The sequence below is a fragment of the Actinomyces sp. oral taxon 849 str. F0330 genome, from assembly GCF_000239715.1.
GTDB lineage: Bacteria > Actinomycetota > Actinomycetes > Actinomycetales > Actinomycetaceae > Actinomyces > Actinomyces johnsonii.
In genome coordinates this window covers 360,689-375,704 of sequence record NZ_JH470348.1, presented here as the reverse complement: position 1 = coordinate 375,704, position 15,016 = coordinate 360,689, and the positions used below count along the sequence as shown (strand labels likewise).

The window sequence follows — 15,016 nt, the reverse complement described above, 5'->3', positions numbered from 1 at the left end:
GAACCGTCTTCCACGACGCCGTCGCCCAGCGCCTGAGCGCACGCGGCACCCTGTTCGACTTGGCCGAGGCAGGCGTTCCCGACGGCCTCGACCCTCGGGACCGGGCCCGTATCGAGCGCTGGCTGGAGACGGCCGAGAACCTGCCGCTCCTGGAGGACTACGTCCTGGCTGAGACTGAGACGGAACGGGAGATCACCATCGGTGCCACCACCCTGCGCTGCCGCATGGACGCCGTCTTCCGCCGCCTGGATGGGACCGGCTGGCTCATCGTCGACTGGAAGACCGGGCGCCGCCGGGTCCCCGTCGACCAGCTCAGCGTCTACGTCCACGCTTGGGCGGCGTCCCAGGGCGTGCCGACCGGCTCGGTGCGCGCCGCCTACGTGTACGTCGACTACCCCGGAGGACGTATCGACGAGCTCAGCGCCGCCGGCCTGCTCGGCCTCGACCAGATCGGGGCGGCCCTGACTCCCGACTCCTCGACCAACGAGATGACGCCTCTTCCCGCACCCGAGCAGCCGAGCTAACGCCGACCTCGGGCCGGCCTCGGCTTAACCACTCGGGCTGAAGCGCACTAGGTCCGGCAAACAGCTGTTGGACGGGGGCCTGCTCGGCATCGTCAACCTGGTGTGAGCCAGCGCCTTCTCGGTACTCATGAGTCGCAACCCGCTGACCTGACCCCGATAGGGGCGGGAGGCGGAGTCAGTCGTCCTCGTCGTCGACGCGCACCATCGCCACCGGGTTGGTGATCGCGTCGGGCTCCGCGGGCTCGCGCTCCCCGGGCACCGGCGCCAGCCGGGGCGCGGCAGGCTCCACCAGCGGGGCATCGCCCACCTGGGCGGCCAGGTCCTCCAGCATCGCCACCGCGTCGTTGATGACCGGCTTGTCCCCGGTCCTGACCCCGTGCAGGAGCCATCGCGCCAGGCTGAGCTCACTGACCAGCTCGGCCCGCTCGCGCAGATGCCGGTCCACTCCCTCGGAGCGGGCGATATCGTAGGCGTCCTCGATGGAGTCCAGACAGTCTACCGGCGCCGAGGAGTACACCCAGGCCAGGTCCTCGGCCGGATCGCCCACGTGCGCCTGCGACCAGCCACGCACGGCCACGACCGTGCCGCCGGCCACCAGCACGTTCTCCTCGGCGAGGTCGCCGTGGACCACGGTGGGGCGGAACCGCCACAGGGCCGTGTCCTCCAGCGCTTGCTCCCAGCGTCCCAGCAGGGTAGGCGGGGTCTTGCCCGTCGCGGCGGCGTCGTCCAGAAGGCTCAGCCAGCGTCGGCGCACCTCCTCGGCGTCGTAGACCGGCATGCCCGCCTCGGAGATCACCGACATGTCCAGCTCGTGGATCTCGCCGAGGGCCTTGCCCAATCCCGCCGACATCCCCGGCCCCGGACGGAGCGCCTCCACAGGGATCGGCTTGCCCTCCACATGGGAGCGGACCTGGATGTGGGCGCCCTGCTGGCGCAGCGACCCGCTGACGCGAGGCACGTCGAAGGAGAGCCGCCCGTCGTCGACGACCCGGCCGATGCGTCGCAGCACTTCGGCCTCCGCCTCCAGGGACGCGCCGACGGCGTCGGTGCGCGCCTCATGAACCTCCCAGTGCCGGCCCTGGGTGTCGATGACGCCGGTGATGTGCCGCTCCGGAGTCTCGGACTGCGGCAGCGCCAGGCGAGCCGGGTTGAGCCCGGCGACGGCGACGCTCGCCATCGCAGCCAGAGCCAGGGCCGAATGGCGGGGGCGGGGAGTGGCGGATTGGGTCTCCGGAGTCGGCCGGCTGTTCTTGGGCGGGCCGGCCGACGCGCCCGGTAACGGGGCGACGACGACGGGCGCCCGGTAGTCGTCGTCATGCCCGCCGGGATGCTCGACCTGCTGCTTGCCGTGGTCGTCGTGGTCGTCGCCAGCCGGAGCCGCAGCGCGCTCGACGTCGGAGGCCGCCTCATCGGTGAGATCGTCGACACGGCCGTCGACATCGGTGCTGCCGGGGGCGTCCGGGGACTGCGGAGGCTGTGACATGGTCCAACCGTAGGCGACAGGTCCCATATCTCGCAGGACAGCCGCGCCCGTCCGCTGGCGGCAAACGTCGAGAACGGTGGGAAACAGGCCGATGAAGATTCAACGCTTCCCGGGTTATCCACAGGCTATGTCGAGGTGGTGGCCAATTCGTGACCAGGTGCCCTAGAGTTAATCCGTGACATCGGTCACCGATCGGCCGGTGCGTCTGAGTTCAACGCAGAGCTCCTGCTCGATCCGCAATCATCTACACCCGATCCCATTCAGATACTCGCTGAGAGGCATCATGGACGCTGCCGATCTCCTTCTCACGGAGGTTCGTGAGCTGGTTCGCGCTCGCGGAATCGATCCGCTCAAGGACAACTCCGACCTTGAACGGCTCGTCACCGAGGCCGAGGACGACTACCTGCGCCGCTCCGACGCCGGTCTCGTCCCGCCGCTCGTCGACCCCACGGGAGCCCGCTGTCACGTACTGGACTCGATGGCGGGCCTGGGGCCGCTCCAGAACTACCTCGACGACGAGTCCATCGAGGAGATCTGGATCAATGCCCCCGGTCGTGTCTTCGTCGCCCGCTCCGGGCGCCCCGAGCTGACCACCACGATCCTGGAGAACGAGGACCTCACCGTCCTGGTCGAACGGATGCTGCGGGCCTCCGGGCGCCGCCTGGACCTGTCCAGTCCCTTCGTCGACGCCCAGTTGGCGGGCGGACAGCGCCTTCACGTCGTCATCCCGCCCATCACCTCCCAGCACTGGGCGGTCAACATCCGTAAGCACACCTCCCGCGCCTCGCGCACCAGTGACCTCGTGCGCATGGGCTCCCTGACCAGCCAGGTGGCCGCCTTCCTGGATGCCTCCGTGCAGTCCGGCCTCAACATCCTGGTCTCGGGGGCCACCCAGGCCGGAAAGACCACGATGGTCCGGGCACTGGCCGGAGCCATCCCCGGTGGACAGCGGGTCATCTCCTGCGAGGAGGTTTTCGAACTGGCCTTGAGGAACCGGGACTGCGTGGCCATGCAGACCCGGCCGCCCAACCTCGAAGGCGTTGGCGAGATCAGCCTGCGTCGCCTGGTCAAGGAGGCCCTGCGCATGCGCCCTGACCGCCTCCTTATCGGCGAGGTCCGCGAGGCCGAGGCTCTCGACCTTCTTATCGCCATGAACTCTGGGCTCCCTTCGATGTGTACATTGCACGCCAACTCCGCGCGAGAGGCCGTCATCAAGATCTGCACTCTGCCCCTGCTGGCGGGGGAGAACGTCTCCAGCGACTTCGTGGTCCCCACCGTCGCCAGCGCCATCGACCTGGTCGTCCACCTCGACCTGGACCGCAACGGACGCCGCACCGTCAGAGAGGTCGCCGCCATGTCGGGCAGGGTCGAGAACGGTGTCATCGAGCTCTCCGACGTCTTCCACCGCGATCCCGCAGGCAACCTCGTACGGGGCGCGGGTGTGCCCGGCGCCGCCGAGCGTTTCAGTCGAGCCGGCTACGACCTCACGGCGCTGTTGAACGGGCGGCCCTCCGTCGGCAAGGAGGCCTACTGATGGGCGCCGTCGCCGGACTCCTTGGGGGAGTGGGAATGCTGCTCATCTGGATGGCCTGCACCTCCGATCCGCCCCAGTGGCGCTCGAGACGCTCTCGTCTCCTTGCGGACATCCTGGTTCAGGCCGGTGCTGGCCGCACCAGCCCCACGATGTTCGCCCTGGGCTCGCTCGGACTGGGACTGCTCATCGGCATGGTATTCCTGGGAATGTCGCGGGCCTGGCCTGTCGCCGTCTCCTTCGCGGCCATCTTCACCGCGATTCCCTTCCTCATCATCTCCTCCCGGGCGCGCAACCGACGGACCCGCCTGCGCGAGGTATGGCCCGAGGCCGTCGATACCCTCGTCTCGGGGGTTCGCGCGGGCATGAGCCTGCCCGAGGCCCTGACCAACCTCGGAGAGCGCGGCCCGGAGGCCGTCCGTCCGCAGTTCCGCGCCTTCGCCGCCGACTATGCCGCCACAGCCCGCTTCGATAACTCTCTGGACCGGCTTAAGGCCCGCTTCGCCGACCCTGTCGCCGACCGGATCGTCGAGGCCCTACGCCTAGCTCACGAGGTCGGCGGTACCGACCTGGGTACTCTGCTGCGCTCTCTGTCGCAGATGCTGCGCGAGGACATGCGCACCCGCGGCGAGCTCGAGGCGCGCCAGTCCTGGACCGTCAATGGCGCCAAGGTCGCCGTTGCCGCCCCGTGGTTCGTTCTGGCGCTGTTATCCACCCGTCCTCAGGCGGCGGCCGCCTACGCCACCGCGACCGGCGCCGTCATCCTTCTGGCCGGGGCCGTTGTTTCGATCATCGCCTACCGGCTCATGCTGCGCCTGGGGCGCCTCCCTGAAGAGGAGAGGATGCTGCGATGACACCTCTCAACGCAACATTCGTCGGAGGACTTGCGGGACTGGTGGGAGCAGTGGGGGTCCTGGTTATCATCTCGGCCGTACGCCGACGCCGGCCCACCCTCATGGCCAGGCTGGAGCCCTACGTCCACCAGCAGCCCACCACCTCGGGTCTGCTGACCGCCCCGGCGGGGCTGACCTCGGACGGGCGCACCGTCGTCGGCCTGCTCATGGCCTCCACTGCCGGTGCCCTCAACCTCGGCCGGATGATGGAAACCCTGGGGTCCTCGGCGGAGTCGGTCCGTCGGCGTCTCATGCGGTCCGGGTCGCCCCTTGGCCTGGACCAGTTCCGCCTCCAACAGGTCCTGTGGTCGACGACGGCGCTCCTCCTCGTCCTGGCAACCGGTGGACTGGCGGCCCTGATCAGGTCCGTCAACGTTCCGGCACTCATCATCCTGTCCGTCTTGGCCACCGTGGCCGGGGCTGCCGCCCGCGACTGGTGGCTCAGTCGGGCCGTGGCGAAACGGCTGTCGCGAATCGAGGCCCAGCTGCCCGACGTCGTCGAGCTCCTCGCCCTGGCCGTGGGGGCCGGTCAGGGACCCGTGGCCGCCATCGAACGCGTCGTTGCGCTCGGGCGAGGCGATCTCATCGAGGAGCTGGGCGCCACCTTGACCGACATCCGCTCCGGCACCGTCCTGTCCACCGCCCTGGACCGTATGGAGAGGCGAGTCGGTTCCGTCCACGTCACTCGTCTGTGCGAGGCCATCGTCGTGGCTCTCGAGCGCGGTACACCTCTGGCTGATGTCCTGCGGTCCCAGGCGACCGACGTGCGCGAGGCGGCGCGTCAGGACCTCATGGAGGAGGGAGGCAGGCGCGAGATTGCGCAAATGGTCCCCGTCGTCTTCCTCGTGCTGCCCATCACCGTCGTCTTCGCCCTCTTCCCGGGCCTGTTCGTCCTCAGGCTGGGGGTGTAGCGCATCCGTCGTCCCCTTCTGCCCTCCGGCCCTCCTCGCCCCCGTCCTTTCGTTCAGTTTCCCACCCGTCGCCAAGGAGCAGTCATGAAGCGCATCCTCCTCTCGCCTCGTTCGTCCCGTCTCGCCCTCAGGTCGTGGTGGAGGTCTCTCCCGGCCCGGATCGATCTGACTGACGAGCGCGGTGATGTCCCCGGCTGGGTCCTGGTGACCCTCATGACCGCCGGTCTCGTCGTGGCCCTGTGGACGGTGGCCGGCAGCACGCTGACCGAGGTCTTCCTCAACGCCATTGCGAAGGTCACGAGTGCTATCTGATCAGGATCGCCGTCGGGCGCCGTGTGAGAGCCGCGCCGTCCTCCGGGACTGTTGGCGCCGTGTGCGAGCTCAAAGCGAGTCGGGTTCCGCCGTCGTCGACTTCGTCCTGGTCGGCGCGCTCGTCATCACTGTGTTCGTGGCCCTCCTCCAGGTCGTACTGGGCGTCTACGCGCGCAATGTCCTCACCGACGCCGCCGGTGACGGGGCCCGCCGGGCCGCCCTGGTCGGGGGGACCGAGGCCGAGGCCCGTCAGCGGGTGCAGACCCTGTCCGACGCGGCGCTGCGTCGTGGCTACGTGGATACCGTCTCCGTCGCGCGGGTTCCTTCCGGTGACCTGTCGATCGTTGAGGTGACGGTGACGGCGCCCTTTCCGGTTCTGGGACTCTTCGGACCCGCAGGGACACTGACGGTGAAGGGGCACGCGGTTGATGAGTCCTCCCTGGTCCGGGAGAAGTGAGCGCAGGTGATCCCCGTGGCCTTTCCCAGGATTCTCAGACGCCTTGCCCCGGGGCTTCCGGGCGTGAGACTCATTGCCGCAGTCGGTCTGCGGACGCGGCGGACCGTGCGCTGGCTCCGGTGCGTTTTCGGGGGTATCGGCCGGGACCCCCGGGCGCTGGTACATCGGGAGGAGGGCAACGCCGTCGTCGAGTTCATCGGTTGGAGCGTCATCCTGGTCGCACCTGTTCTCTACCTCGTGGTCGCGCTCGCTCAGATCCAGGCCACGACCTTCGCCGTCGCCTCGGCGGCCGACGCCGCCAGCCGTGTCCTGGAGGTCGACGACTCGCCATCCGCCATGGACAAGGCTCAAGTGGCGGTGGGGCTGGCCCTGTCCGATCAGGGAATCGACGCCGATCCAGCCGGATCGCTGCTAGTCACCTGCGCCCACGGCTGCGCTCGAGGGCAGACCGCGGTCGTCAAGGTCGCGGTCGGCGTAGACCTGCCGGGCTTCGCCTCCCTGGGGATCGGCCGCGACGTCGTCGTCGTGGACACCGAACGCTCCATCACCTTGCCGGGCAAGGAGGAGCCGTGAGCAGGAGGCCGGTCCCCGGGGGCGTTCTTCGACGAGTATCGAAGCAGATGCGTCGCCTGCGCCGTGAGGAGGACGGACAGACGCTTCTGCTGGGAATCGGGCTCATCTGTATCGTCTTCGCCCTGCTGTTCATCGCGGCTTCGGCGACAGCCGTCTACCTCGACCTCAAGACTCTCACGTCGCTGGCTGACTCGGCCGCGGCCGCGGGAGCGGACGGAACAGACGCGAACCCTTACTACGGGGGCGATGGGACGGGCGCGGCGCCTGGCGTTCTGACTGATGCGGAGGTGGGCGCCAACGCCACTGCCGATCTGTCGGCTCAGCCGGCGGCCGCCAAGCTGGCTGGGACCACGATCATCGGCGCCCGGGCCGCCGATGGCCAGACCGCCGTGGTGACGTTGCAGGCCCGCTCCCGTCCGCCCTTCCTGCCCTGGGGCATCATCCCTGCCGATGGTTTCACCATCACCGCCACCGGCTCGGCCAGAATGACGACGACGCAGTGAGCCGACAGGAGACTCACTGCGCCGTAGCGGGTTGGTTGGGTTGCTGCTGAGCGGGATGGTGACGGGCCGGGAGCCGCAGTCAGGCCTGCTCGACGAAGCCCGTCGAGACGACGGGGGAGGGGCGCCGGTGCAGGTGCATCCGGGCGCGCAGCTCCTCCTTCTGCCGACGTGAGAGCTGGGCGATGTAGGCCCGCTTCACCGTGAACAGGATGTTGATGCCCACCAGGAGGTAGAAGGCGTTGGCGATGACGCTGGGCCAGGCCCCGGAGCTCGCGCAGTTGATGGTCAGCAGTACCGAACCTGTGATGTTGAGGGCCTGGTACTTGAGGGAATCGCCCGCGATCGTGCCCTTGGAGACCAGGAAGTAGGCCACGAGGAGCTCGGCGGCACCGATCCAGCCGCCGAGAGAGATGAGGGAGGGGAGCACATCGTTCACGGAACCGATTCTTGGCCCGTCCTCCGATGAAGGTCAATCGCATCTCTCTGCATGAGGGGTGTAGATTTACTTCATGCAGGTACTGCCTCAGAGACTCTCGGTTCTATTGGCCGTCCACCGGGCCGGAGGAGTCGTCGCAGCGGCAGATATCCTTCACATCACGCCGTCCGCAGTCTCCCAGCAGATTCGCCTGCTGGAGCGCGAGTGCGGCGCCCGGGTACTGGATCGCGCACCCACCGGAGCCGTGCTCACCGTGGCCGGCAAGGTTCTGGCGGATGCGGCCGAGCGCATCGAGGACGAGTTGACCACCGTGCGCCGTGAGCTGGCGGACCTGGACGACTCCATCCCCTCCGGTGTGGTGCGTGTGGGCAGCTTCGCCTCCGCCGTCCGCGCCCTCCTGCTGCCCCTGCTGTCGTCGCTAGCGACCACCAGTCCGGAGCTGGAGGTGATCGTTGAGGAGGTCGAGGAGCGCAATGCCCTGTCCCGGCTGCGCCGGGGCGAACTCGACCTGGTCCTCATCGAGCGCGACGAGCACACGCTTCCATCCGCGCCCCGGGGTATGGCAGATATGCCGTTACTGGACGAGTCCTGGCTCGTCGTCGTGCCGGCCGAGCAGGCGACTCCCTCCACCCTGGCGGATTTGGCGAGGGCAACCTGGATTGACCTCGCCCCGGGGACGGCGGGCGCCTTCGCCTTGGACCGATTGGAGCGCCAGCTGGGGACGCCGTTGACGATGCGGCACGTCGCCTACGACTACGACGTCGTCCTGGCCATGGTCAGCCAGGGACTGGGGTGCGCGCTCCTGCCTGAGCTGGCCGTCTACTCCGGGCTCGTCCCGGACGAGCTCAGTGTGGTGCGCCTGCCCGGCCTGGGTGTGCGCCAGCTGGTGGTGCGCCATCGCTCGACCCGCACCGAACCGAGCCCGGCGACGCGCGCGGTGCTCGAGGCGCTGCTCGCCCAGGCCCAGGGGCTCGAGCTGGGGTGACGGATCAGACGTGCTGCAGCTTGCGGACGAGCGCCGGCGAGGGGCTTGATGGTCGGTGCCGACCGACGAAACGGCGCCGACGATGCCCCAGGCGCGTTCTGCCGTAGACTCGTCTCCGTGGCCACTGACTTCTCCTCCGAGATCGAACGACTCCGACACACCTACGCCTCCATCGCCGCGGTGACTGACCCCGATGCCCTGCGCGCCCGCATCGCCGAGCTCTCCGAGCAGGCCTCCGCCCCGGACCTGTGGGACGACCCCGACTCCGCCCAAGTGGTCACCTCCGCCCTGTCCCACGCCCAGGCCGACCTCAAGCGCGTCGAGAGCCTGGGCGAGCGCATTGAGGACCTCGAGGCGATGGTCGAGCTCGCCGGTGAGGAGGAGGGAGACGACGCCGCCGAGATCCTCGCCGAGGCCGAGACGGACCTGGCTGCCATCAGCAAGGACCTCTCCGACTTGGAAATCCGCACGCTACTGAGTGGCGAGTACGATCCGCGCGACGCCGTCGTCACCATCCGCTCGGGCGCCGGCGGCGTGGATGCCGCCGACTTCGCCGAGATGCTCCTGCGCATGTACACCCGGTGGGCCGAGCGGCACGACTATCCCGTCAAGGTCCTCAACACCTCCTACGCAGAGGAGGCGGGCCTGAAGTCGGTCACCTTCGAGGTCCACGCCCCCTACGCCTACGGGACTCTGAGCGTCGAGGGCGGCACGCACCGCCTGGTGCGCATCAGCCCCTTCGACAACCAGGGCCGCCGCCAGACCTCTTTCGCCGCCGTCGAGGTCATCCCTCTCATCGAGTCCACCGACCACATCGACATCCCCGAGACCGACATCCGCATCGACGTCTTCCGCTCCTCGGGACCCGGCGGGCAGAGCGTCAACACCACCGACTCCGCCGTGCGCATCACCCACCTGCCCACAGGTCTGGTGGTCTCCATGCAGGATGAGAAGTCCCAGATCCAGAACCGCGCCGCCGCCATGCGCGTCCTTCAATCGCGGCTGCTCCTGCTTAAGCAGCAGGAGGAGGACGCCAAAAAAAAGGAGCTCGCCGGGGACGTCAAGGCCTCCTGGGGGGACCAGATGCGCTCCTACGTCCTCAACCCCTACCAGATGGTCAAGGACCTGCGAACCAACTTCGAGGTCGGCAACCCCGACTCGGTGTTCGACGGCGACATCGACGGCTTCATTGACGCCGGTATCCGCTGGCGCAAGCAGCAGGAGACCGCCGAGGACTGAGCGGCTTGTTTCATTAGAAACGTCATCGGAGTCAGGGATCCCCCGGAGGGATCCCTGATTTCTTTTCCATGCGCCCCTGGTTCTTCTTACCTGCGATTGAAAGGCCATAATAGTGGGCGTACCGTGAATTTTATGAGCGCATCACATGAAAAACCTCGGTCGGTGGAAGTCTCATCAACACTCTCGTCTCTCGAGTCCTCGGATCTCAGTGAGGATCGATCGGATCAAGGTCGTCACCTCACTGTAGGTGGCAAGGTTGTGCGCATCGTGATTGCGTTTGCGATGATGTTCGCCTGCGCGCTCGCTCCGCCTTTACTGAAGCAGGTTCCTGTCATCCAGTCTTTTGCTCTCGCACATGAGAATCCCATTGGTCTCGTGGAGTCCTTCGCGGTGGGGTCGTGTGTGTTGCTGATCTATGGGGTGGCGGTGGTGCTCGCTCTTATCCTGTGTTATGTCTTGGGTCGCACGCTTGACCGAGGCCGGCATGTCAGTGTGGGGCTGCGCACCGACAGACGTGCGCTGCTTTGGCTGGCAGGGATGATTCTGGCTGCGCTCGTCGTAGACCTTGTGGTGGCCGGCATGCTTCATGTCTTCGGGATTGCTGGTGGAGGCCAGCCGTTACCCCAGAGCCCAGCGTGGCTCATGATCGTCGAGTCCTTCTCCATAGCCTTCCTTCTCCAGGGAATTCCTGAGGAGATCATATGGAGGGGGTGGCTCTACTCCTCACTGGGTGAGACGCGTTTCGCAGCAGTGTCCAGCGTCCTCGGATTCACTGCTCTTCATATTCTCTCTCAAGGAGGTCAGCAGAATCTTCTTGAGCACCTCACGTATCTCGCTCCACCGTGCGGATTTGCGGTGACAGCATTGATTGTTCGAACGATCTCCGGGTCGACCTGGGCGGCCATCGGCGTGCACGGGGGATTTCATGTGGCGAACGACTTGTTGTCGGATCGGTTGCATCTCCCCGTCGGTTCGATCACCTGGGTGCTCCAAGGTTTGATCTGGGCCGCGGTCGGACTTCTCATTCTCGTGTTCCACCGACGTCAGCGGCGGTTGGCCACATCATCATCGTCGGAGTGATGGAGCGTCGATGATCACCTTAAGAGGGGAGAAGATAGACGAGAGGACGTGCGATGATTATGAATCTGTTTTGGACATGGGATAGGGGACGACAAGGCCATAACGAACTAGTTGGGCAGCAAATTTTGCATTGAGTAGGGAGAGTAGCCTGAGAGGTCTCTGGGAGACTTCGGAATTATGTCCGACGTACGACTGAGCTGCCTATGATAGGCGACACTGCTAGTGTCGGAGGTATGAATAACTCACGATCTCCAGCACTCACCCCTGCCCCAGTAAACGACCTCTCCCAACGACGTCGGCTCCCCGGCCGCGTAGGAACGGTCCTGCGCGTTGCACTCGCAGTGATTGTCATGGCCGCAGGCGATCTCGTGCTCCTTCCTCTGGTGCCACTCGGAGTGCTCAGGAATGCGGATGGCATAGCGGAGACGATGATCGAGACTGTGGCAATGTCCGGATCGTCCTTGTTCGTTCTGCTTCTGATCTGGTTGGCGGTGACCCGATTGGATGGGAGGAGTCTGAGTGATCTGCGTCTGCGGGTCGATCGGCACGCCATGGTCTGGATGTTGGTCATGATGGTGGTAGCGGCTGCCGTTGTGGTGATCGTGGGGGCCGTGATGAACCTGCTTGGTATCGAATCCACCGCCGAAAGGATCAAGAATCTGCCCCTCCCCATCGTCGGGGCTTTCGTCCTCCACCAAGTGAATCTTGCGTTCCTGCTCCAGGGGTTCCCGGAGGAGCTCGTGTGGCGGGGCTGGCTCGTCAGGTCGCTGGGTGATAGACGCACCGCAGGTGTCATTTCGGTCATTGGTTTCACGCTGATCCACCTCATCTCCAAAGGCGGGCAGGAGGGTTGGATTGAGCGCATTGTGTATCTGGCGACTCCTTTCGGTTTCGCTGTCGCGGCAGTGGTGGTCCTGTGGGCATCGGACTCGACGTGGGCGGCCGTCGGTGTGCACGCGGGCTCCCACATGGCCAATGTAGTCTTGCTTGTCATGCCGATCGATAGGACTCATCCTGTGGCCTGGGTGCTTGAGGGTGCCCTGTGGCTGGTGGTGGCCGGTGTGGTCTGGTTCCTGACACGACGCCGCGCCCTTATTGCCTCCCGCTGAATCATTCGTATCGGGGACCATCCCGAGAGGGCTTCGAATTCCGGGTTGAGCTCCCCTGATTTCTTCCGCGTGCAGTTGAAGTCGCCATGTCGTGGGTGTGCGTTATTCTGACGATCGCGATTGATCGGTGGCGTAGTGTCGATCTCACTCTGCGCTTTACTCGAGATACGGCGCTATGGGTGGTTGGGATGATAACTGCACCCGGTGTTCCGACACAGCGATGGCCCGGCGTGCACCGTCTCACCTCCGCCGTCGTCGCCATTGCTCCGGGGCTCCCTTAGGCTTGGCCACGGTGCGCACGGACGGGACCGGCCGGTCGCCGTCGTCGCGCAGAACCTCCGCTCACACCCTGACGAAAGGCGCAGACGAGCAGTGGCTGAGTACATCTACCAGATGATCAAGGCGCGCAAGGCCCACGGCGACAAGGTCATCCTCGACGACGTCACCATGGCCTTCCTCCCCGGAGCCAAGATCGGCATGGTCGGCCCCAACGGCGCCGGCAAGTCTTCCATCCTCAAGATCATGGCCGGCATTGACCAGCCCTCCAACGGCGAGGCCCGCCTGACCCCCGGCTACAGCGTCGGCATCCTCCTTCAGGAGCCTCCGCTCAATGAGGACAAGACCGTTCTGGGCAACGTCGAGGAGGGCGTTGCCGAGATCAAGTCCAAGCTGGACCGCTACAACGAGATCAGCGCCGCCATGGCGGACCCGGACGCCGACTTCGACGCCCTCATGGCGGAGATGGGCACCCTCCAGGACGCCCTGGACGCGGCCAATGCCTGGGACCTCGACTCCCAGCTGGAGCAGGCCATGGACGCCCTGCGCTGCCCCCCGCCGGACGCCGAGGTCAAGAACCTCTCCGGTGGTGAGCGCCGCCGCGTGGCCCTGTGCAAGCTGCTCCTCGAGGCCCCGGACCTCCTCCTGCTGGACGAGCCCACCAACCACCTCGACGCCGAGTCCGTCCTCTGGCTCGAGCAGCACCTGGCCAGCTACCAGGGCGCCGTCATCGCCGTCACCCACGACCGCTACTTCCTCGACCATGTCGCCCAGTGGATCGCCGAGGTCGACCGCGGCCACCTCTACCCTTATGAGGGCAACTACTCCACCTACCTGGAGACCAAGGAGAAGCGCCTCGAGGTCCAGGGCAAGAAGGATGCCAAACTCGCCAAGCGCCTCAAGGAGGAGCTCGAGTGGGTGCGATCCTCCGCCAAGGGGCGCCAGGCCAAGTCCAAGGCACGTCTGGCCCGCTACGAGGAGATGGCCGCCGAGGCCGAGCGCACCCGCAAGCTCGACTTCGAGGAGATCCAGATCCCGCCGGGTCCCCGCCTGGGCAACCAGGTCCTGGAGGCCACCAACCTCAACAAGGGCTTCGACGGGCGCACTCTCATTGACGGGCTCTCCTTCACCCTGCCGCGTAATGGCATTGTCGGGGTCGTCGGCCCTAACGGCGTCGGAAAGTCCACCCTGTTCAAGACCATCGTTGGCCTGGAGCCGCTGGACGGCGGAGACCTCAAGATCGGCCAGACCGTCAAGCTCTCCTATGTCGACCAGTCCCGGGCTGGCATCGATCCCAAGAAGACCCTCTGGGAGGTCGTCTCCGACGGACTGGACTACATTCAGGTGGGCAACGTGGAGATGCCCTCACGCGCCTACGTCGCCTCCTTCGGCTTCAAGGGGGCTGACCAGCAAAAGCCTGCCGGCGTGCTCTCCGGCGGTGAGCGCAACCGCCTCAACCTGGCGCTGACCCTCAAGCAGGGCGGCAACCTCATTCTCCTGGACGAGCCCACCAATGACCTCGACGTTGAGACCCTGGGGTCGCTGGAGAACGCCCTGCTGGAGTTCCCCGGCTGCGCCGTGGTCATCACCCACGACCGATGGTTCCTCGACCGCGTGGCCACACACATCCTCGCTTGGGAGGGAACCGATGAGGACCCGGCCAGCTGGTACTGGTTCGAGGGGAACTTCGCCTCCTACGAGGAGAACAAGGTCGAGCGCCTCGGACCCGAGGCGGCCCGGCCTCACCGGGTCACCTACCGGAAGCTGACCCGAGACTAAGCCCTGAGGTGATCGAGCTCCGGCTCGATCCGCCATCTCAGACAGAGACGCCATTCCCTCAGCCGGTCGGCTGAGGGAATGGCGTCTCTGTTACAGACAATGAGGGCACCGCGTCATGGTGCTGAAAACCGTCATCGCTGGAGACTCTGGGGTCTGCACCAAGAGTGGTGGTGCCGGCGTTGGCGCGACTGGATGGAGAAAACTAACTAACAGTAGTGGTTGGGGTAGATTTTCGTCAAGGGGGATCGACCGCTCTGGTGAGTTTCGCAAGGTGGATTCTATGGTCATTTTCAGGTGGTGACCTCGTGCGGTCGGGGTGCCGCCTCGAGTACTCCGCCACTTTGAAAGGATAATCATCATGGGTGCGACAATGGCTCGCCGTATCGCAAGTGCCGGCTCACTTCTCTTGCTTACCGCCGGCGCTTTCCTGATTCCGACCTCGGCGGCAAGTGCTGCTGAGAGGGACGGCGTCTGTGATGACGGGGAGGTCTGCTTCTACTACAACAGCAACGGGGAAGGATCGGTTTCCGACTTCAGTAGTTCCGTCCCAAACTATGGGGGCAGTCAGCCCAATTGCTATGAGTTCAAGGGGGACGGAAATGGTCGAGGTGAGTGTGTGAAGAACAATGTGGCCTCGGTCTGGAATCGGACGGGCCAGCCGGTGACCATTTACTACAACTCTAACTACTCGGGGCCTAGTCAAACAATTCCTGATGGTGAGCCGGTGAACCTCCGTCCTGACCTCAAGAATGAGAATGCATCGCATTCTATCAGCAATTTTAGGCAGTGCATGAATGGGGTGTGTGCCGTGTAGCTTGAGTTGACAGGGGATCGTTGTCAACGGTGGTGCCAGTCGACTTCAACAGACGTCGACTGGCACCACTCTCATAATAAACACCCCCGATTGCGTCTCACTCGCCTTGCC

General features: G+C 65.8%; 16 protein-coding genes. 14 read left to right on the top strand and 2 right to left on the bottom strand.

Going from position 1 to position 15,016, the window contains the following annotated elements:
* A partial coding sequence (locus tag HMPREF0975_RS01565; RefSeq protein WP_009232345.1) for a PD-(D/E)XK nuclease family protein occupies positions 1 to 524 on the top strand: 524 nt, incomplete at its 5' end.
* Positions 525 to 699: 175 nt separating this feature from the next.
* Here HMPREF0975_RS01565 and HMPREF0975_RS01560 read toward each other — a convergent pair.
* Positions 700 to 2,007 (bottom strand): phosphotransferase, encoded by a 1,308-nt coding sequence (locus HMPREF0975_RS01560; RefSeq protein ID WP_049939342.1) that lies wholly within the window; start codon positions 2,005 to 2,007, stop codon positions 700 to 702.
* 283 nt (positions 2,008 to 2,290) lie between these two features.
* Between HMPREF0975_RS01560 and HMPREF0975_RS01555 the strand changes: the two genes are divergently transcribed.
* From HMPREF0975_RS01555 to HMPREF0975_RS01525, 7 genes are all read left to right on the top strand, one after another.
* The gene (locus tag HMPREF0975_RS01555) at positions 2,291 to 3,541 is read left to right on the top strand and encodes a CpaF family protein (protein WP_009232343.1); all 1,251 of its coding nucleotides are present in this window, start codon (positions 2,291 to 2,293) and stop codon (positions 3,539 to 3,541) included.
* Positions 3,541 to 4,392, top strand: coding sequence for a type II secretion system F family protein (locus HMPREF0975_RS01550; protein ID WP_009232342.1), 852 nt, complete (start codon positions 3,541 to 3,543; stop codon positions 4,390 to 4,392). The genes HMPREF0975_RS01555 and HMPREF0975_RS01550 overlap by 1 nt, the downstream gene beginning before the upstream one ends.
* Positions 4,389 to 5,342 carry a type II secretion system F family protein gene (locus tag HMPREF0975_RS01545; RefSeq protein WP_009232341.1) on the top strand — a complete coding sequence of 318 codons (954 nt, stop codon included), beginning with the start codon at positions 4,389 to 4,391 and terminating at the stop codon, positions 5,340 to 5,342. Before HMPREF0975_RS01550 ends, HMPREF0975_RS01545 begins: the two co-directional genes overlap by 4 nt.
* An 84-nt stretch (positions 5,343 to 5,426) precedes the next feature.
* The gene (locus tag HMPREF0975_RS01540; RefSeq protein WP_009232340.1) at positions 5,427 to 5,654 is read left to right on the top strand and encodes a hypothetical protein; all 228 of its coding nucleotides are present in this window, start codon (positions 5,427 to 5,429) and stop codon (positions 5,652 to 5,654) included.
* A 61-nt stretch (positions 5,655 to 5,715) separates the two neighbouring features.
* Complete coding sequence (locus HMPREF0975_RS01535) at positions 5,716 to 6,111, top strand: TadE/TadG family type IV pilus assembly protein (RefSeq protein WP_049939312.1); 396 nt, start codon at positions 5,716 to 5,718, stop codon at positions 6,109 to 6,111.
* 63 nt (positions 6,112 to 6,174) lie between these two features.
* Positions 6,175 to 6,684 (top strand): hypothetical protein, encoded by a 510-nt coding sequence (locus tag HMPREF0975_RS01530; protein WP_232212428.1) that lies wholly within the window; start codon positions 6,175 to 6,177, stop codon positions 6,682 to 6,684.
* 47 nt (positions 6,685 to 6,731) lie between these two features.
* On the top strand, positions 6,732 to 7,187 hold the full coding sequence (locus HMPREF0975_RS01525) for a hypothetical protein (protein WP_049939311.1): 456 nt from the start codon (positions 6,732 to 6,734) through the stop codon (positions 7,185 to 7,187).
* A gap of 79 nt (positions 7,188 to 7,266) precedes the next feature.
* Here HMPREF0975_RS01525 and HMPREF0975_RS01520 read toward each other — a convergent pair whose 3' ends face one another.
* Positions 7,267 to 7,623 carry a CBU_0592 family membrane protein gene (locus HMPREF0975_RS01520; RefSeq protein ID WP_009232336.1) on the bottom strand — a complete coding sequence of 119 codons (357 nt, stop codon included), beginning with the start codon at positions 7,621 to 7,623 and terminating at the stop codon, positions 7,267 to 7,269.
* Between the two features lie 73 nt (positions 7,624 to 7,696).
* Between HMPREF0975_RS01520 and HMPREF0975_RS01515 the strand changes: the two genes are divergently transcribed.
* The 6 genes from HMPREF0975_RS01515 (at position 7,697) to HMPREF0975_RS14530 (ending at position 14,905) form a co-directional block, all read left to right on the top strand.
* Entirely contained in the window at positions 7,697 to 8,608 is a 912-nt protein-coding gene (locus HMPREF0975_RS01515) for a LysR family transcriptional regulator (protein WP_009232335.1), read from the top strand.
* Between the two features lie 117 nt (positions 8,609 to 8,725).
* Positions 8,726 to 9,847, top strand: coding sequence for a peptide chain release factor 2 (gene prfB, locus HMPREF0975_RS01510; RefSeq protein WP_034471914.1), 1,122 nt, complete (start codon positions 8,726 to 8,728; stop codon positions 9,845 to 9,847).
* 282 nt (positions 9,848 to 10,129) lie between these two features.
* Entirely contained in the window at positions 10,130 to 10,927 is a 798-nt protein-coding gene (locus HMPREF0975_RS01505; protein WP_049939340.1) for a CPBP family intramembrane glutamic endopeptidase, read from the top strand.
* Between the two features lie 350 nt (positions 10,928 to 11,277).
* On the top strand, positions 11,278 to 12,036 hold the full coding sequence (locus HMPREF0975_RS01500) for a CPBP family intramembrane glutamic endopeptidase (protein ID WP_198009125.1): 759 nt from the start codon (positions 11,278 to 11,280) through the stop codon (positions 12,034 to 12,036).
* A gap of 372 nt (positions 12,037 to 12,408) precedes the next feature.
* On the top strand, positions 12,409 to 14,091 hold the full coding sequence (gene ettA, locus HMPREF0975_RS01495) for an energy-dependent translational throttle protein EttA (protein WP_009232331.1): 1,683 nt from the start codon (positions 12,409 to 12,411) through the stop codon (positions 14,089 to 14,091).
* 358 nt (positions 14,092 to 14,449) lie between these two features.
* Complete coding sequence (locus tag HMPREF0975_RS14530; RefSeq protein WP_009232330.1) at positions 14,450 to 14,905, top strand: peptidase inhibitor family I36 protein; 456 nt, start codon at positions 14,450 to 14,452, stop codon at positions 14,903 to 14,905.
* Positions 14,906 to 15,016 lie beyond the last annotated feature (111 nt).

What these genes read in the sequence shown, in the direction of transcription:
- HMPREF0975_RS01560 (WP_049939342.1), bottom strand. Translation starts at nt 2,007, where the DNA reads ATGTCACAGCCTCCGCAGTCCCCGGACGCCCCCGGCAGCACCGATGTC.
- HMPREF0975_RS01555 (WP_009232343.1), top strand. Translation starts at nt 2,291, where the DNA reads ATGGACGCTGCCGATCTCCTTCTCACGGAGGTTCGTGAGCTGGTTCGC.
- HMPREF0975_RS01550 (WP_009232342.1), top strand. Translation starts at nt 3,541, where the DNA reads ATGGGCGCCGTCGCCGGACTCCTTGGGGGAGTGGGAATGCTGCTCATC.
- HMPREF0975_RS01545 (WP_009232341.1), top strand. Translation starts at nt 4,389, where the DNA reads ATGACACCTCTCAACGCAACATTCGTCGGAGGACTTGCGGGACTGGTG.
- HMPREF0975_RS01540 (WP_009232340.1), top strand. Translation starts at nt 5,427, where the DNA reads ATGAAGCGCATCCTCCTCTCGCCTCGTTCGTCCCGTCTCGCCCTCAGG.
- HMPREF0975_RS01525 (WP_049939311.1), top strand. Translation starts at nt 6,732, where the DNA reads ATGCGTCGCCTGCGCCGTGAGGAGGACGGACAGACGCTTCTGCTGGGA.
- HMPREF0975_RS01515 (WP_009232335.1), top strand. Translation starts at nt 7,697, where the DNA reads ATGCAGGTACTGCCTCAGAGACTCTCGGTTCTATTGGCCGTCCACCGG.
- HMPREF0975_RS01505 (WP_049939340.1), top strand. Translation starts at nt 10,130, where the DNA reads ATGATGTTCGCCTGCGCGCTCGCTCCGCCTTTACTGAAGCAGGTTCCT.
- HMPREF0975_RS01500 (WP_198009125.1), top strand. Translation starts at nt 11,278, where the DNA reads ATGGCCGCAGGCGATCTCGTGCTCCTTCCTCTGGTGCCACTCGGAGTG.
- HMPREF0975_RS14530 (WP_009232330.1), top strand. Translation starts at nt 14,450, where the DNA reads ATGGGTGCGACAATGGCTCGCCGTATCGCAAGTGCCGGCTCACTTCTC.